The organism is Paenibacillus sp. 01T47 (assembly GCF_056398245.1).
Window position 1 is genome coordinate 64,569 of record NZ_JBFTPA010000011.1, and the last position, 17,588, is coordinate 82,156.

At 45.5% G+C, this 17,588-nt stretch carries 13 protein-coding genes; 5 read left to right on the forward strand and 8 right to left on the reverse strand.

The window, feature by feature from the left end; all coding sequences use genetic code 11:
* Window positions 1–8: 8 nt before the first annotated feature.
* The 4 genes from AC1DOV_RS20835 to AC1DOV_RS20850 all read right to left on the reverse strand — a co-directional run bounded on the left by AC1DOV_RS20835 (window position 9) and on the right by AC1DOV_RS20850 (window position 5,757).
* The gene (locus tag AC1DOV_RS20835) at window positions 9–2,072 is read right to left on the reverse strand and encodes an alpha-galactosidase (protein WP_477550969.1); all 2,064 of its coding nucleotides are present in this window, start codon (window positions 2,070–2,072) and stop codon (window positions 9–11) included.
* A 70-nt stretch (window positions 2,073–2,142) separates the two neighbouring features.
* Window positions 2,143–3,759 (reverse strand): ABC transporter substrate-binding protein, encoded by a 1,617-nt coding sequence (locus AC1DOV_RS20840; protein WP_477550970.1) that lies wholly within the window; start codon window positions 3,757–3,759, stop codon window positions 2,143–2,145.
* 94 nt (window positions 3,760–3,853) lie between these two features.
* Entirely contained in the window at window positions 3,854–4,741 is an 888-nt protein-coding gene (locus AC1DOV_RS20845) for a carbohydrate ABC transporter permease (protein WP_076267442.1), read from the reverse strand.
* A gap of 26 nt (window positions 4,742–4,767) precedes the next feature.
* Window positions 4,768–5,757, reverse strand: a complete 990-nt coding sequence (locus tag AC1DOV_RS20850; RefSeq protein ID WP_477550971.1) for an ABC transporter permease — start codon at window positions 5,755–5,757, stop codon at window positions 4,768–4,770.
* A gap of 196 nt (window positions 5,758–5,953) precedes the next feature.
* On the opposite strand from AC1DOV_RS20850, the gene AC1DOV_RS20855 reads away from it, so the two are divergent.
* Together AC1DOV_RS20855 and AC1DOV_RS20860 are read left to right on the forward strand one after the other, a co-directional pair.
* The gene (locus tag AC1DOV_RS20855; RefSeq protein ID WP_477550972.1) at window positions 5,954–7,528 is read left to right on the forward strand and encodes a response regulator; all 1,575 of its coding nucleotides are present in this window, start codon (window positions 5,954–5,956) and stop codon (window positions 7,526–7,528) included.
* A gap of 16 nt (window positions 7,529–7,544) precedes the next feature.
* On the forward strand, window positions 7,545–9,302 hold the full coding sequence (locus tag AC1DOV_RS20860) for a sensor histidine kinase (protein ID WP_477550973.1): 1,758 nt from the start codon (window positions 7,545–7,547) through the stop codon (window positions 9,300–9,302).
* Between the two features lie 95 nt (window positions 9,303–9,397).
* On the opposite strand, the gene AC1DOV_RS20865 is transcribed toward AC1DOV_RS20860, so the two are convergent.
* From AC1DOV_RS20865 to AC1DOV_RS20875, 3 genes are all read right to left on the reverse strand, one after another.
* Complete coding sequence (locus AC1DOV_RS20865) at window positions 9,398–12,430, reverse strand: carbohydrate-binding protein (protein WP_477550974.1); 3,033 nt, start codon at window positions 12,428–12,430, stop codon at window positions 9,398–9,400.
* 200 nt (window positions 12,431–12,630) lie between these two features.
* Entirely contained in the window at window positions 12,631–13,557 is a 927-nt protein-coding gene (locus AC1DOV_RS20870) for an SPFH domain-containing protein (RefSeq protein WP_339204557.1), read from the reverse strand.
* A gap of 6 nt (window positions 13,558–13,563) precedes the next feature.
* The gene (locus AC1DOV_RS20875) at window positions 13,564–13,992 is read right to left on the reverse strand and encodes an NfeD family protein (RefSeq protein WP_477509094.1); all 429 of its coding nucleotides are present in this window, start codon (window positions 13,990–13,992) and stop codon (window positions 13,564–13,566) included.
* A gap of 141 nt (window positions 13,993–14,133) precedes the next feature.
* On the opposite strand from AC1DOV_RS20875, the gene uraA reads away from it, so the two are divergent.
* A complete protein-coding gene (gene uraA, locus AC1DOV_RS20880) occupies window positions 14,134–15,435 on the forward strand; it encodes a uracil permease (RefSeq protein WP_339204559.1) in 1,302 nt (433 codons plus the stop codon).
* A gap of 72 nt (window positions 15,436–15,507) precedes the next feature.
* On the opposite strand, the gene AC1DOV_RS20885 is transcribed toward uraA, so the two are convergent.
* Window positions 15,508–15,978 (reverse strand): 2-thiouracil desulfurase family protein, encoded by a 471-nt coding sequence (locus AC1DOV_RS20885; protein ID WP_477509095.1) that lies wholly within the window; start codon window positions 15,976–15,978, stop codon window positions 15,508–15,510.
* Window positions 15,979–16,187: 209 nt separating this feature from the next.
* Between AC1DOV_RS20885 and AC1DOV_RS20890 the strand changes: the two genes are divergently transcribed.
* Together AC1DOV_RS20890 and AC1DOV_RS20895 are read left to right on the forward strand one after the other, a co-directional pair.
* Window positions 16,188–17,129: an NADP-dependent oxidoreductase gene (locus tag AC1DOV_RS20890; RefSeq protein WP_477550975.1), complete on the forward strand. Its 942-nt coding sequence runs from the start codon at window positions 16,188–16,190 to the stop codon at window positions 17,127–17,129.
* A 115-nt stretch (window positions 17,130–17,244) separates the two neighbouring features.
* Window positions 17,245–17,583 (forward strand): L,D-transpeptidase, encoded by a 339-nt coding sequence (locus tag AC1DOV_RS20895; protein ID WP_076267434.1) that lies wholly within the window; start codon window positions 17,245–17,247, stop codon window positions 17,581–17,583.
* Window positions 17,584–17,588 lie beyond the last annotated feature (5 nt).

Below are 17,588 nucleotides of genomic sequence, written 5' to 3' on the forward strand. Positions count from 1 at the left end.
TTTAGTCGCTATTGCGCCTGTACATAGAGCAGCAGCTTAGACTCCGATGGTGCCAGCTCAATGTGATGTCCGTCGCCCTCTGTCACGGCTTGCCCCTCCTGTCCACTCCACAAATCCCGAACGACTAACCCCTTAGAGGAATCTATGCCCATTCTTGCAAATGATGCGTGCAACAAGCTTTCCTTCTCTACTTCAAAATTAAAAGCAGCCACGTAAGTCCCTTCCTCTGCTCGCAACATGAACAGATTTTCACTTTTGTTCCCGCTGCTGCACTCAACGGGACGGAAGGTTACACCTCGTTTAGCTAACGCCATGATTTCTGGATTTGTCATCCATTCCTTGGCCCGCCGAGCTGCCTCCTCCATTCGGTAATCATCGCCGAGCAGAAGCGAGGTACCCGCAATCACCGCACTGTTCAAACGGCTTCTCCCTTCATGCTCGCTAATCGCACGCTGGTTGTCGCTTTTGTAGAGGACAACATGGTCGGGGTCGTTGAAACGATACAAGCTATCGTTAATCCACCAGCCATACGTTAACGCGTTAAGCATATATTCGGTATCATTGATCGTTCCGAATGCATCGCAGGATACACGGCGGCTGTGTGCATAGCCATGCGGAAATAACGGAGCAATAGACAGATTAATTAAGAACGGTCTGCCAATTTTCTCAGGATTCAGTGTCTCACGTACACAAGCCATACCTTTGTTGTACGCCTGTATTCCTGTTCTTATATCGGGGTCATAGAATACGCCTTCCATTGCGCCATGCGTCAGAAAATCCAGCTTAACATAATCAAAGCCCTGCTCTACAAAGCTCTCCAGCCTTTTTCTAATTCGCTCCAGCGCGACTGGATGCGATGGATCTATCGCAAATGCGCCATCCAGCTTCGGCAGCGGCTGTCCAGCTGTATCCTTGATCAAGATCTCACGGTAAAGCACTGCTCCATCTGTTCCTTCTACCGGCGTATCCGGATCGTTGCCCCAGAAAGCGAATGGCGTATAATAAGTGCCCGGCTTTTGACCGTTCGCTTTTACCCGTCTTAGTGCGTCCTTTAGCTGCTCTTCCGATAAATTGTCCCAGAAGGAGTCGAAGTTGACATAAAGGCTTCCCTGATCGTCAGCAAAGCTGTTTTGCTGCAATTGTTTGGAGAAGAAATCAGATGTATACGTATACACATCATAATCAAGCTTGCCCATGACGGCTGACCAGCTGTTCCAGCCCATCGGTACGCCGCCTTCCCAAGGAAGTGCTGGTGTCAATACGGCATTCGCCTTGCCATACACTTCAAGCCCATCGCGGTAATCCGAGAACGCACCTACAAAAATCGTCGGAGAAACAATGCTTTTACCGCGAATTGTTCCGTGTGCAACTGTATCTCTCGTCTGCATATCAGCGGCTCCGCCATAAACGCGCAGCCTGCCCAGATCCTCAGGGAACGTCCCTTCTACAACAATGCCTGTTTTCCAAGTATCATGTGTGACTGATCCAATAACAAATCCGTTTCTGCTTTGCGCACGATAAATGGCGGTTGTCTCATAGCTGTGTACGCTGCAAGGAATAGCATGTGAGGCAAAACGAACCCATTTGTCATTATCGAATGGAACGAATAACGCCCTGATTTCCTCGCTGGCACCTGCTTCTGCCCCAAATCGTGCAATACTTCCATCATTTAAATATGCGGCTAGCGGCGTGATTTCATTCGTCTCCCATTCGAGCTCGCTTTCCACTTCAAGCTCCATTAACAAATAAGGCAGCTGCTCGTACATACGGAAATGCTGACGCATGAATGGCTTGCCAAGCTCTTCATGCTCAAAGCTCCAGTGCACCCCTTTGCCAAATCCATCCTCAATGGCGTGGGTAGACGTTTCGTTTACAACATGCTTGCTGTAAAAAGTAGAGCGAAGCTGCTCCAAACCATAACGCGCTTCGGCATAAAGGCCAACCAGCGCCGCGCCGCTGCCCCACTTCAGCGATACATGACCATCCGTCAAATTTACGGTTGCCTGAATGACTCCATTATCAACAACATATTCCTCCATGCGCTGCTCCAGCTCGAATTGCCCAATCTTCATCGCTCATCCGCTCCTCTTTTATAATGGAAGAAGGCCGGCAGCGCCGGCCTCCATCATGCTTGCATTATGTTTATTTCCAAAGTTCAACACGATTTTTGTAATTGGTTGTATAAATCGCTTCAACCTTTGCATCTCCAGCAGCCTTCATGTCACTAAGCATTTTATCAAAAATGCTGTTTGCTTCTTCAGGAGACTTCGCCATAATCGCTTTCGTCAGCCCCTGCTTCACAATATCATTAACCTTCTGCTCATTCAGTGCTTCAGGCGTTCCTCCCTGCGGCCCAAGGCCATCGAAGAGTACGGAGTCATACACCGAGTCAGACAAGTTTTTGAGTGCCATCTTATCAACAGCGCCACGTTCGAAGCGGCCCGCTAAGTCATAAGGTGTGCCGTCGGAACCATTGCCGTTTTTGATAAACCAAGTCCATTTGCGAATGCCTGATTCCTTTGTATAGGCATTCCAATCGTCTTTAAAGCTTTGCAGCACTTCTGGACGCGGCGTATGCTTGCCATCCTTCATATCCCAGTGCTGGCCTTCAATTCCCCACATCAACAAATATTGTCCTTCTTCGCTCGCTAGGAAGTTCATAAATTTCATCGTGCGTTCCGGGTTTTTATTTTTCTTCGTAATCGTAATCGCATCCCAGCCAAGTGAGCTGCGTCCGCCGTATGTCGTTTTTGCAGGATCTACGCCATCTGCTACAACCTTGTAAGGGAACAGCTGTGATTCTTCACCACGATCCTTCTTCAGAATCGTGTTTGCACCTCCAGCATCCCAATACGCGCCTGTTGAAGCAAATACAGAACCAGTCGCCAATTTTTGTTCCCAAGCCTGCTTTTTGTTAATCGCCCATTCCTTATCGATCAGGCCTGTCCTGTACAAATCATTCATGTACATAATCATTTTGCGGTATTGCGGGTCTTTCACATCAAACTTCAGCTCACCATTCTCATCATAGAAAGGCAGCATGCCGAACATACCTTTGAAAGTGCCTAGTGTACCGCCAAAGTTTTCTCCATCCATCGATAGAGCAATCGTTTCTTTACCGTCCATCGTAGGATATTTCGCTTTAAAATCAAGCAATAGCTGCTTGAATTCAGTTTCCGTGAAAGGCACTCCGCCTTCTGCTTTATCAGGAGCCAGCTCCTTCAAAATATCTTTACGCATATTGAAGCCAAATACGGGCTCATTCTCAAACCCATACCAGTTGGAAAGGTAATAGTTTTTACCGTCTTTATAGCGCGTTTTGTTAAGTACATCGCCATACATTTTTGCTACATCTGGGCCGTTTTTTTCAATCAAATCATTTAGTGGAATGATAGCACCCGACTCAATGTATTTGTTAACCAAATCACTGCTTCTCTCAAACATGATGAGATCCGGCAGATCATCACTTGCAAGCATCAGATTCAGCTTCTCCGCTGGATTGCCGGTTGGCTGCTGAATTTCTACTGTAATTCCTGTCCGCTTCGTAATTTCTGCCGCTACTGCGTTGCTGAATTTATCTCCCGTATTTTTATCGAAAAAGGTTATGGTCAGTGGTTCGTTAGACTTGTCATTTCCAGCGCTATTCTCGCCAGCACTCGAGTTTCCGTTTTCTTTAGCATTATTGGAGCCGCAAGCTGATAATACGGAAATGACAACGATCATGCTTAAAAATAATACGATCCATTTTTTAGTACGCATAGTATAAATCCCCCTCTTAAGTGATTCTATTATAGTACATTTTTATCCCTATTTAAGCGTGATCGGCATCACCTCCAACAAAGTTCTCGCTTCATTAGCTTTTTACTGCACCAAGGGTCATGCCTTTAACAAAATATTTCTGTAAAAATGGATAAACCATTAATATTGGAAGCGTTGCTACCATAGTTGCCGCCATCCGAATCGTATCCGGAGACACGGCCAGTCGTTTCGAAGCATCAGCGAGCTGCTGCGCGTCGCCAACCATGGAGCTGGTTTGATACTGGTTCAAGATTTTTACAAGCACGGCCTGAAGCGTCTTAAGATCAGAATTATACGTGAACACGTAGGAATCGAACCAAGCGTTCCAGTGGCCAATGGCCGTAAACATGCCGATCGTCGCGAGCACTGGTGTCGTTAGCGGCAATATAATTTTGAAGAAAATTTGCATGTAATTAGCGCCGTCTATTTTTGCTGATTCATCCAGCTCCTGCGGAAGCTGCTGCATGAAGGTTCGTACAATAATCATATAAAAGACGTTCATCATGCCCGGTAAAATAAACACCATAAAGCTGTCAATGAGATGCAAGCTTTTGAGCACCATATAATAAGGAATGAGTCCGCCGCCAAAATACATCGTGAACACAAAATACAGTGACCAGAACCGATTTCCAACGAGCTCGCGTTTACTTAGTGAATAGGAAAGCATACTAATGACAATAACCGCGAGTGGCGTTCCGATTAGCGTCCGCAGCACCGTAACTTTAATGGCCGTCCAAATCTCGCTATCGGATAAAATTTGCTTATAGCTGGCTAGGCTGAAATCTCTTGGCCACAAATACAGATTTCCTCGCAGCGTATCTTCAGCACTATTGAACGAAATGATAAATATGTTCCAGAAAGGATAAAAGGTTACGATAAAAACCGCGATGATGAATAAGTAGACGATCGACATAAACAGAAAATCATTTTTAAATTTTGCCATGAAGTGTTCTCCTTTTCTTGTTTGTCCTAGAACAACGACTGTTCATTCATTTTTTTGGCCATCTTATTGACGCTTAGAACAAGGATAAACGCGACGACCGATTTGAATAATCCAACAGCTGCTCCGTAAGAGAACATTCCGTTTTGCAAACCATATTTGTACGTGTACGTGTCAATAACTTCCGAATATTGGAGCACCGTATTATTTTGCATCAAAAATTGCTGATCAAAACCTGCGTTCAATATTCCGCCTACCGCTAAAATGGCAAGTATGATAATGGTCGGTTTAATAGACGGCAGCGTGATGTGCAGCATTTGCTTTAATCGGCTTGCCCCGTCTACCTTCGCCACCTCGTACAGCTCCGGGTTAATAGCTGAGATAGCGGCCAAATACATAATGGCGTTAAAGCCCATGTCCTTCCATGTGTTGGAGAAAGCGATAATCCACCAGAACAGCGGACCATTTTGCATGAACTGAATCGGCTCATCGATGATGCCAAGCCCCGTCAACAAATTGTTGATGACACCGCTTGAAGAAAGTACCGTGATAATAATATTTGCGGCAATGACCCACGAAATAAAATGAGGCATGTAAGATACTGTTTGAAACGTCCGTTTGAACCAGCCATTGCGCATTTCATTAATCATTAAGGCAAGAATAATCGGCATTGGGAAACCGAATAACAGAGATAGAAAGCTTTGTGCCAGCGTATTGCGCATTACTCTGACGAAATCGCCATTCGTAAAGAAGTAGTTAAACCACTCCAGCCCTACAAACTCTGTTGTAAAAAACTGTCCAAAAAACGATCCTCCGCCTGGCGAGTAATTAATGAAAGCCATGTATAAGCCAAACATGGGAACGTAAGAAAATATGAGTGTGACGATTAAAGCCGGAAGCATGAGCACAAATAATAGCCGCTGTTCCTTCAATCTGTCCCATACATTTGAATTTCCAATGCTGCGCTTCTTTTTGGGTGGAACAGATTTACTTGATTCCGCTTTCATTATGGATTCCATTTAATAACCTCCTGCCAATCTTGCGTTGCTTAGTGACTTCATTATAGGTCGGCCGCCCTGCCCATTCTATACAAGCATTTACCGATTTGTAACGCAAAACGACACACTTCCATATGCTCCATTGTTGAAATGCGGTATTGCAGATAAACTAAATAAACATTCAAAAACAGATACATGATAAAAGGTGGGAACAAGCATGTACAGCATTTTGATAGTGGATGATGAAGCCATTGAGCTCGAAACGATGGAGCATTACGTGCCATGGGACAAAATCGGCATTACGGTCACGGGGACGGCGCGAAATGGAAAGGAAGCGCTTAGCAAGCTGGCTGAGTTAAAGCCTGACATTATTTTGACAGATGTCCGTATGCCCATTATGGACGGGCTGGAATTCGGAAGAAGAGCAAAGCAAATCGATAAGAACGTAAAAATCATATTTTTGAGCGGACATAACGAGTTTCAATATATTAAGGCAGCGCTGAACATTGAGGCGACTGGCTACTTGTTAAAACCGATAGATATGGAGGAACTGATTGCGTTAATTGAGAAGGTAAAGAAAAAATGCGAGGAGGAACAGTTATCAGATCAGGGCGGAGAATGGCTGCGTGAAAAATGGATGACCCGTATTATACGCGAGCCGAATGAAGAGATGCGAAAGGATTGGATTCGGAAATGGGAGCTTAGCTCATCTGATTTCAGTGCAGGCAGGGAGTTTGCAGCCTTTTATGCAACGATAGATGCGCCGGCAGACTATCCGATTTCGGCGCAGCCAGCAAGCGAAGCCTCTCCCGATAGAGTGGAGCTATTGCGGACTATTGCCCGGCAGTACCTCGATTCCTTTATTGTTGTTGAAAGCGAGCCACATGCTTTATTCGTTCTCTTTCAATGGCGAAATGAGCAGAGAGCCGCAAAAGCTACAATGGATTTCTGGGAGAAGTTCCGAGAGGAGCTCTCCCTCTCCTTCGGCGCACAAATTACGATAGGATTATCCTCGCCGCATACCGGGTTTCATCTTATTTGGGATGCGTACTTGCAGGCGCGAGCTTGCAATGAAGAGAAGTTTTTCAAGCTCGGCGGAGCCGTCATAACGCCGGATGATTTATTGCCTACCAAACAAACGGATGATGATGGCGAGCAGCTTGCAGCTCGGCTTGCTTCCGCCTTGCAGTCTGGAGACGCCAAGCAGGTAACCATGCAATTAGAAGCGCTCTTCTCAACGATTCGCGTGGAACGTATTCATCGAAATTTCACTATCCGAGCCATTATTCGACTAATGGCTGCATTAGAGCAGCATTTCTCCATGCTGCTTGCAGGCTCGCTCAAGGACTTGCTGCTTGTGGACCATTGGAAGGAAATTTCATCGATGAGTTCATCTTCACAGATTCAAGCTTATGTCATGCACTTCTGCGAAGAAATAAGAAAGGCTTTAAGCGAAAGAGATGTTGACCGTAATCAAGCCGTAGCCGACCAAATCGTTAAGCTTATTAGCGAAAGGTATCATTTGCCGCTTACAGTCGAGGAGATTGCCAAGGAGGTCTACTTATCACCCAACTATATTCGAAGCATTTTTAAAGAAAAAATGGGTGAGACGATTCTTGATTATATAACGAAGGTTCGTATGAACCGGGCAGCTGACTTGTTAAAGGACAAATCCCTTAAGGTGCGTGAGGTCGCTCACAGCGTCGGGTATGAGAACGTCTCTTATTTTTGCTCCATCTTCCATAGGCACAAAGGCAGTACACCTAATGAGTTTCGGAAAATGTATCTATAGGCTGGAGTGAGAGCGCATGAAAAAGGTAACCGGCTGGCTGACGAGGCCTTTTAACAATTTGCGGCTAAGAGAAAAGCTGTTTGTCATGTTTTTACTCGGGGCCATTATTCCTTTAGTGTTTTTTGTTCTATATTCTTATCAGACGATTAAGAGCGAGCTTTCTGACCAAATGTACACGAACTCCGTTGCGTCTGTTGCTCAAATCAATTCAAATTTAGAAAATAAGCTGGATACGTACACAAAGCTTTCAGCAACTCTTTATTTAAACAATTCGCTGCGCGCTTACTTAACGAATAACTATACAGAGGAGCCCTCTCTGTTTGTTGATGCCTATCAATACATTAATAACACCTTTTCGAATATGCTGACTACAAATCCAGATATTCATTCCATGTCTATTTATATTAATAACGATTCGCTACCAGCTGACGGCATTTACATTAAACGAATGGATGATGCGTTCAAACGGTCGACTACGTACCGCTCATTGCTTAACAGCTACGGAAATGTTCGGTTTGTAGCAACGCCCCCTGTTGTTGACCAGCCCTCCATGTTTACGCTGACACGCATGCTTAATATTAGCAATCTAGACAATGCCTATGGAATTTTGACCATCAACATTTTGGAATCGGATATTTTCCGTTTGATGGAGAAAGAAACATCAGAGAAAACGATATTAATCGTTAATGATAGCGGCCTTATTATGTCCGCTAAGGACAAAAACATGTTAAATCGTCCGCTTAATCAATTTGTGAAGGAGAAATTTCCGAGCGCCAGAGAAGGAAGATTCGACAGCAGCTTTAATGGAGAAAAAATGCTAGTCGTCTATAATACGACCAAATTCGGTTGGAAAAGCATCTCGCTGGTCCCTTACAGCAGCTTCCTTACCAAAGCGAATAAAACAGCTAAGCGGATTTTAATTTTTGCATTAATCAGCTTTGGGCTTATGACGCTGTTCATCTACGCCACAGCCAGACAATTTACGAAACGCGTCGATTATTTAGTCGGCATGATCCGGCGCATCGAAAGAGAGGAGTTCGATCTCTTCGACATGAGGCCGCTTGGACGCGATGAAATTGGCCAAATCGGAAATGTGCTGCGGAAGATGGCGCAGCGGCTCAGCAATTTAATTTCCGACGTATACAAGAAAGAAATCGATAAGCGAGAAGCCGAGATGAATGTTCTGCAAGCGCAAATTAATCCGCATTTTTTGTACAATACACTCGCCTCCATATCATCGCTTGCCATTCGAAATTCTGATCAGCGAATGAACAAAATGGTTACGGATCTAGCAAAGTTTTACCGAATTTCGCTCAACAAAGGGAAAAACAAACTTTCAATCCATGAAGAAATTCAGCTTACCCGCTACTACGTTGCCATCCAGCAGGTGAGATTCGGCGAACTCATTCGCGTGCATTATCAAATCGAGGAATCCGTACTGCCCTGCCCAATCGTAAAGCTAACGCTGCAGCCATTCGTTGAAAACGCGATGAACCATGCCATTTGGGACGACACACTCGGAATTAACATTATGATAAAGGCTTATCGCGACGGCCATGACATCATTCTCAAAGTTATCGATGACGGCATGGGCATGCATATGCGCGGCCATAGCGGAGAAGAGCTGCCGGTCAGCAGCGACAACTTGTCTGGTTATGGCATTCGAAACGTCGACAATCGAATTAAACTTTTGTACGGCGAATCATATGGCGTCTCTATTTACAGCAGGCTCGGAATTGGCACGACGGTAACGATAAGAATTCCTGGACGTTAAAATGCTAGACAATAAAAAACCCCTCAAGCACTATTGCTTGAGGGGGTTTTCGGTTTCACAGCCATAGCTGCTTAGTCATGATTCTTGCTGCTGGTTTATTTTACGGTGATTTTGTAAAGCTTCGATTGCGCGCCATTCAAGTCCACCTTAAGTTGACCTGCTGCCTGACTGGATGCATTCGTCCATAGGTCCGTAATTTTTACTTTGGAGGTCGATGGAATGCCAACACGCGCAAAATCTACCGTTTTCGACACAGGGGCATTCGTATAGTTAAATACAGCAAGATAATAATCTTTCCCTTCTTGCATGATGAATGTATCCGCAGCCCCTGTACCTGTGTTGCCCTCGACAGGCTTGAAAGCCTGGCCTTTAAGTGCAACCTCATTCACTTGCTTGTTAGTGAGCAGCTTCTTCATCAATTCTTGTGCTGCCGGATTGCTGACATCGTCTGAGCTTAGAAATACAGTACCGGAAATAGCCGCTGAATTGACCCGAGACTGTGCGGCATCAAACGAACCGCCCTTCACAAGCGTCATATAATCTGGATCGGTATACGGATAGATCGTTCCGTTCTGCCACCAGCCATAGGTAAGATTGTTTAGCTGATATTCCGTGCGGCTCAGTGAGCCGTCAATATCACATGAGATCCGTCTTGCGTGGGCGTATTGACTCGGAAATAAAGGAGCAATAGAGGCGCTGATGAACATTTTTCCGCCAAGCACCTTATTGATATGAGCCATGCCTTGATTGTAAGCCTGAATGCCCGTTTGAACATTAGGGTCATAATGTTTGCCCTCGAAGGAGCCATGGCTTAGGAAATCGATTTTAATATACTCATATCCGTAATCAAGAAACCGTTTGAAATAATATTCGATCCGCTGCTTAGAGCCGGGATGAATCGGATCGATCGCGTAGGCGCCGTCTACTTTCGGCAGCGGGCTACCGCTTTGATCCCGCAAAATAATATCTCCATACGTGTATTTCCCATCTGTACCCTCTACAACCTGACTCATGTTATCGCCCCAATAAACAAAAGGGCCATAATAAATGCCGGCTTTTTGCCCGTTTTTGTTAATAACCTTGACTACTTGCTTCAGCTGCTCCTCAGACAGATTATCCCAATAGGAGTCCAAATTAATATAAACATTGCCTTTGTTCGAGAAGGAATTTTTCTGCAAATTTTTCTTGAAGAAATCAGACACTGCGACTACTTTATCGTAGCTTAAATCGCTTTCGTAAGCGCCCCAGCTGTTCCAGCCCACAGGCACACCCTTTGGCACACCGTGCTTAAATGCAAGCGGCGGAGCAACTGCAGCGTTCGCTTGACCGAAGCTCTCAAGGCCCTGGCGGTAGTCGGAATAGTAACCAACGAGAATTTGCGGTGAAGTAATCGTCGTTCCCGTTACCTTTCCATGTGGAATCGTATCATGCGTCGAGGTAGGGGAAGAGAAACCGCCGTATACCTTGAGCTTGTTTAAACGATTATCAGAACCGCTCCAATAGATTCCTGTTTTCCATTTATCATGTGTGACTGAACCAATAACCAATCCATTTCGGCTAGTATTATCATAAATAGCTGTCAATTCTGAGCTGACATAGTTATTGTTGTTCAGACTTGTATTCATCGTCCGCGCTTGGTATCTAGACCACGCGTCATTATCGAACGGAGCGACCAGCACCCTATTATCCGAGTAGCTTCCAATATCGATTCCACCCTTGGCATTAAGTACAAGAGGAGCCATATCATTCGTACTGAGCGTGTCTTTACCCGTTACTTGTTGACTAATTAGAAAATAAGGCAAACGCTCATAGATTTGATAAATTTGCTTCATCGTCGGCAGGCCGGACTCACGATTCTCAATCGTTACCCGAATGCCTTTGCCATGACCGTCATTTATTTTCTCAATTTTTTTCATGGAGAACAAATGCTCAGCGTAGTCTTTGCTGTCGAGCTGCTTGTCCAATTGGATACTGCTGTACAACCCTTTGGCGATCGTCTTGTTGTTCCATTCGAACGCTGAAAGTCCAGACTCTGTGTTATAAATGATTTTGTAGACGCCGTTTGTTAAAGTGACGCCTGACTTATGCTGCTCCACTTTAATCGAGCCAAATTTGCTGGAATCGATTTGGTTGCCAATATTGCCGATCCCATCCACATCACCTGGATTCTCACCTGGTGCCTGCGAGCTGATGATTTCGATTTTATCAATATCCGGCGACCATCCGCCATTATCGTCAAATAAAATAGTATTGCTGCCCGCTTGCAACTGTACCTCAATACTGAACACGCCAACCGTATCCCAATTCGCAGTCGCAGGCGGGGAATAGGTCTCTTTCTCGCTATTGTTCACACGAATGGAAAATGACCGAGGATCGCCGGAAATATAGCTCACCTTTAAGGTATATATCCCCTCTGCTGGAGCAGCAACCTTTTGGAAAAACAGCGTTGATCCGCCCCAAATGTCGCCTACCTTTTTTCCACCGGAGCATTTCGTTTCCGCTTTGCAGGATTTTACAGCAGAATTGCCGGCTAGCTTATTGTCCGGTCCTTCCGCTTCATACACTTGTCCGCTTCCAGCAGGCGGTTCATTCGGATCTGTGCCCGGACCTGCATTCAGTAATTTCAGCTCGATCTTGTCGATATCCGGCGCGTATCCGCCTTCATCATCGAAACGAATGACGTTCTCGCCTTGACGAAGCTCCAGCTGGATCTCGTAAGTCCCTCGCGTGCTCCAATCTGCCGTTTTCGGCAAATCATAATGATCGGTTCCGCCGCCGTTCACACTGACGGCTAGTGATCTCGGATCGCCCGATATGTAATGCACCGTCATCGTATAGATCCCTTTAGTATCCACATTCACTGCGTTGAATTGCAAAGCAGAGCCGCCCCACAGACTGCCTACAAGCTTATTGCCTGAGCAGCCAACCGCAAGCTCGCAGTCCTTAACCTCTGCTTTACCGCTAAGCTGATTAACGGCTGCCTCAGCCTCATAGGATTGGCTGTTTACAGCAGCACCCGGCGTCTGAGCCTCAGCAACTATCGTATTCGCACCGACCGCCGTTTGGAATAACACAAGCAATGCAAAAATAATGGACCAACCTTTCTTGAATTTAAAACTACTCAACATTATTTCCTCCTCTTACTCGTTTAATATAAAGCGCTTTCTTTTTAAGTTTAAGGGTGAATCTCATGTTGAACTATCCAAGAATGTTATGATTCATACTGCAAACCCACTGACTTTAGAAAAATATAATATCGGATGGCAAAAAAAATATCCCAAAAGCAGAATACACTGCTCCTGAGACATTTTTTTTGCAATCACTATATTTATTTGCTCGCTTTAAGCATTTCCCCAATAGCTCCAATGCTGCCAAGTGTATCGATTGCCCGTGTTGGAATGAACACTTTATTCGCAGCTCCCTGAGCAATATCGGATAATGCCTCGAGCGAGCGGTATGTCAGCACATTCTCATCTAGTCCCGCAGAGCGTATAAGCTCAATTCGATTTTTCTCAGCTTCAGCGATGGATTGAATCGCCTTCGCTTCACCAAGCGCTTCCAGCTCCTGCGCATGGCGTTGACCCTCGGCTTGACGGATTCTAGCTTCCTTATCGCCTTCAGCCTTCAATATTTTACTTTGCTTGTCACCCTCTGCCCGCAAGATCATATCCTGCTTCGCCGCCTCTGCATCAAGCACCATTGCTCGTTTGCTTCGCTCCGCCTTCATTTGCTTATCCATTGCATCTTGGATGTCCGCTGGCGGCTGAATATCAATAACCTCTACCCGCTCGATACGCACGCCCCACTTCTCTGTCGCTTCATCCAGCGCGATCCGAATGTCGGTCGATATTTTCTCACGGCCTGATAAGGTTTCATCAAGCTCCATTTTACCGATAATTTGCCTCATTGTAGCTGTGCTTATATTTCGCACCCCGTATACATAATCAGATATGCCATATGTAGCCTGTTCTGGGCCGGTCACTTGATAAAAAATAATCGTATCGATTTTGACCTGTACGTTGTCCTTCGTTATGACCGTTTGCGGCGGAACGTTCGCCTGCTGAATACGCAAATCATGATACGTTCGTACATGATCAATAATCGGAATTAGAATATTAACTCCCGGCGTAAGCAGCCGGTTAAACTTTCCTAGGCGCTCGACAACGCCTATCCTTTGCTGCGGTACGATTTTGATCGATAATGATACAAAAACGACAACGATAACCAATAAAATAATAGCAATAATATAACCCATATCTAGTTAGCCTCCCCATTTCTCAACTTGAAGCACTGCACTGCCGCGACTGACAACCCTAACTGTATCACCCTTCAATAACCGTTCATTCGATGCTGCACTCCACGTTTCATTTCCCACCTTGACGATACCGGGAACATCTGCCGCAATATCCTCAAGCACAATTCCTTGTTTGCCGACGAGCTCGTCCACGGCATCCTTAAAACCTTTTGAGGAATGGAAACGACGAGTAATTGGACCTGTGAAGATAGTCAAGATAAGGACAATGATACACCCAGCCACCATCTCCACGACAAATGAGCCCGGCCAAAACCAATCAATGACAGCAGCGACTATAGCACCAATCGCAAGCCAAAGCAAATAAAATGTAAGCGTCAGCATTTCCACGACGATCAGTATGCCAGCGAGAATAAGATATATCACCCACAATTCCATCCTTTCACCTCCCCTTCTTCATTAATGTATTCGTATATGACCAGCGTATGATAAGAAAACACTTGTCAAACCCCGCTTCACTATGTAGAATCAACAAGGGTCAAAAATAGACAACCTATTAAATTGAAGGAGCTTATTCTCATGAAAAAAGCAATTGGGGTTCATGAAAGACCGCCTGCCCTGCAAAGCGCACTGCTAAGCTTGCAGCATTTATTTGCTATGTTCGGCTCTACCGTGCTCGTACCGAATATACTCGGTGTTGATCCGGCAATTTGTTTGCTTATGAACGGAATCGGAACACTTCTTTATCTCTGGATATGCAACAATAAGATTCCAGCATATCTCGGTTCCAGCTTTGCATTCCTCGCTCCAGCAGGCGCCGTAATCGGCGATCAAGTGGGCGGAGGCAGCTATGCCGCTGCATTAGGCGGATTTATTATTTCAGGCGTTATCTTTACGATTGTCGCTCTCATCATTCAAGCAGCAGGCACCGGCTGGATCAATGTTGTATTTCCTCCAGCAGCGATGGGGGCAATCGTCGCGATTATCGGTTTAGAGCTCATTCCAGTTGCTGCTCGGATGGCAGGCTGGATTATTCCGACTGATGCCGATCCTGCCGTCGTATGGAGCCCGGATCCAAAGATCGTAATCCTATCTACCGTCACCCTTGCCGTAACGGTGTTAGGTTCCGTCTTATTCCGCGGATTCATGCGCATTATTCCGATTCTGATCGGTATTACTACAGGTTATGTACTCGCTCATTTCATGGGCTTCACTGATTTCAGCAAGCTCGCTGAGAATAGCTTTGTTCAATTGCCGCATTTCACTTTCCCTGAGTTCCACTGGTCGGCGATTATTGCGATTGCACCTGCGTCGCTTGTCGTCATTGCCGAGCATATTGGGCATTTGGTTGTTACGGGCAATATCGTAGACAAAGATCTATCGAAGGACCCAGGTCTGCACCGCTCCATGCTGGGCAACGGTATTTCCACCATTCTATCAGGTTTTGTAGGCTCTACGCCGAACACGACCTACGGCGAGAACATTGGTGTTCTAGCGATCACAAAGGTTTACTCCACCTTTGTCATTGGCGGCGCGGCTGTCATTGCGATCGTCCTTTCATTCTCTGGTAAATTCTCTGCACTTATTTCCGGAATTCCAACGCCAGTTATGGGCGGTGTATCCTTGCTGCTGTTCGGTGTTATCGCTGCTTCCGGCTTCCGGATGCTCGTTGAGTCCAAAGTGGATTACAGCAAACCGACCAACCTGTTTTTGACAACCGTCGTTCTTGTGACTGGACTTAGCGGCGTAAAGCTTACAATCGGGGACTTCTCGCTTACTGGGATGGCGCTTGCAACCGTAGTAGCTATTATACTTAGTCTATTGTTCAAAGTATTTGACGTACTTAAGCTATCCAACGACCACGAATCATCAGGTCACTAAACAATAAAGACGGGGCCTCCTAGGAGGCTCCTTTTTATTTATGATTCTATTATTTTCTTGAATTTATTTCTGCTAGAAACTCATTTCCACCAAAAATTCCCCAAGCTGCTCTTCGGATATCACTCTTATGCCGTTTCTTCTAAGCAGAGCAGTCGTAACCCCATTTCCAGTCCTCTTATTGCCTTTAAACTCCCCATTATAAATCATGGCGCTGCCGCAAGAAGGGCTGTATTCCTTAAGTACAATCACTTCCGCATTTACTTCCTTCGCTTTTTTTAGCGTAATGTGTGCACCTTCCATATACATCGCCGTTACGTCCCTGCCCGATTTCTCTACTACTCTAGCTGTACCGTTTAACACATCATCGCCGTCGCCGCCAACAATTTCGGCTGACTCTCTTGGAGTAGAGAAACCGCCCAGCAATTCAGGACATACAGCAACGGCTTTCTTTTGCTGCACCAATTGTTGAATGATTTCATTTACACTATGCGTTGCATTATATCTTACCTCATACCCTGCTAAACAAGAGCTTACTAGGATCATAATCTGCACCTCTTTAAGAAAAATCATGATGTTCATTCATCTATTACTTTTATTGTACCATAGAAGCTGAGCAAGCTAATCTTAAGGAATCGTTACGATCCGCAAAAAAGTGCCTGCTTGCTTCCTTAATAGCATCAAGGTACATTTAACTCATATACAAATAGCCGAGCATTTGAACGATATAAAAAATTTAAAGGAGCTGCTTCCCTATGTCGGATCAAGCGATGCAAGCAATAAGAGTATATCAATATGGCAATGAAGAGGTGCTGCAGCTTGAGAGCATCCCCGTTCCTGTTCCAAAAGATAATGAGGTTCTCATACGTGTTCATTATGCGGGAATTGTCCCTGTCGATTACAAAATCCGAAATGGCTGGATGCATGCCAGATTTCCGCAAACCTTTCCGTATATCCCAGGCACAATCATGTCCGGTGTCATAGACACTGTCGGTTCCGCTGTAAGCGAGTTTAAAGCAGGTGACCGCGTGTTTGGTTCGGTAAAAGGAGCTTATGCAGAGTATGCGATTGCTGAGCCAAAAGAGCTGGTGCATATGCCAGACAGACTCTCGCTGAAAGAGGCTGCTACCATTAGAGGCGGAGCTGACACCGCTTGGAAAGCTTTATTTTCAGAAGGAGAGCTAGGCGCAGGACAGACCGTACTTATCCATGCTGCTGCTGGCGGTGTGGGGCATTTCGCAGTGCAGTTGGCCAAGTGGAAAGACGCGACTGTCATCGGAACGGCATCCACAGGAAATATAGACTATATTCAGTCGCTTGGTGCAGACCAAGTCATTGATTATACGACTACAGCTTTTGAGAGCGTAGTTCATGATGTTGATCTTGTCGTTGATGCAGTCGGCGGAACTACAGAAGATCGTTCATGGTCTGTTATTAAACAAGGCGGCAAATTGGTCGCACTAACGCAGCTTCCCTCCAAAGAAAAAGCCAAGGAATTTAATGTAACAGCTACATTCAACACAAAGTTCCCGACACATGCTAACCTTGAACAGCTTGCTCAACTCATTGCAGATGGAACGATCAAAGCAGAGATCAACACTGTCTATTCTCTAGCAGATGTAAAACAAGCGCATAAACAATGCGAGGGAAAACGAGGGCGAGGCAGAATATTGCTAGAGTTATTTACTATAAAATAAAATGACCAAAGAGCCCTAGGACACATCCTTTGGGCTCTTTTTTTGGGCGCGCCTAAATCTTTGAAGCAAACCGCTACCGCTCTACATAACATAGGAGAAAAGGAGTGAGTCCCCCATGCCCGACTACCGTATTATCATCGATCTTTCCGATCGTCAGCTCTATCTGCTGGACGGCGACGTCGTCACTCAAGCTTTTCCCGTTGGCATCGGCAAAATGGTAACTCAAACGCCTACAGGTGAATTTACGATTATTAATAAGCAGCCCAATCCCGGCGGACCGTTCGGCGCCTTTTGGATGGGGCTCTCAAAGCCGCATTATGGCATCCATGGCACAAACGATCCTTCTTCCATCGGACATATCGTCTCACACGGCTGCATCCGAATGTTTAACGATGATGTACTCGCCTTGTCCAAAATAGTGCCTATTGGCACGCGTGTTACCATTCGCCCTTAGCCTAG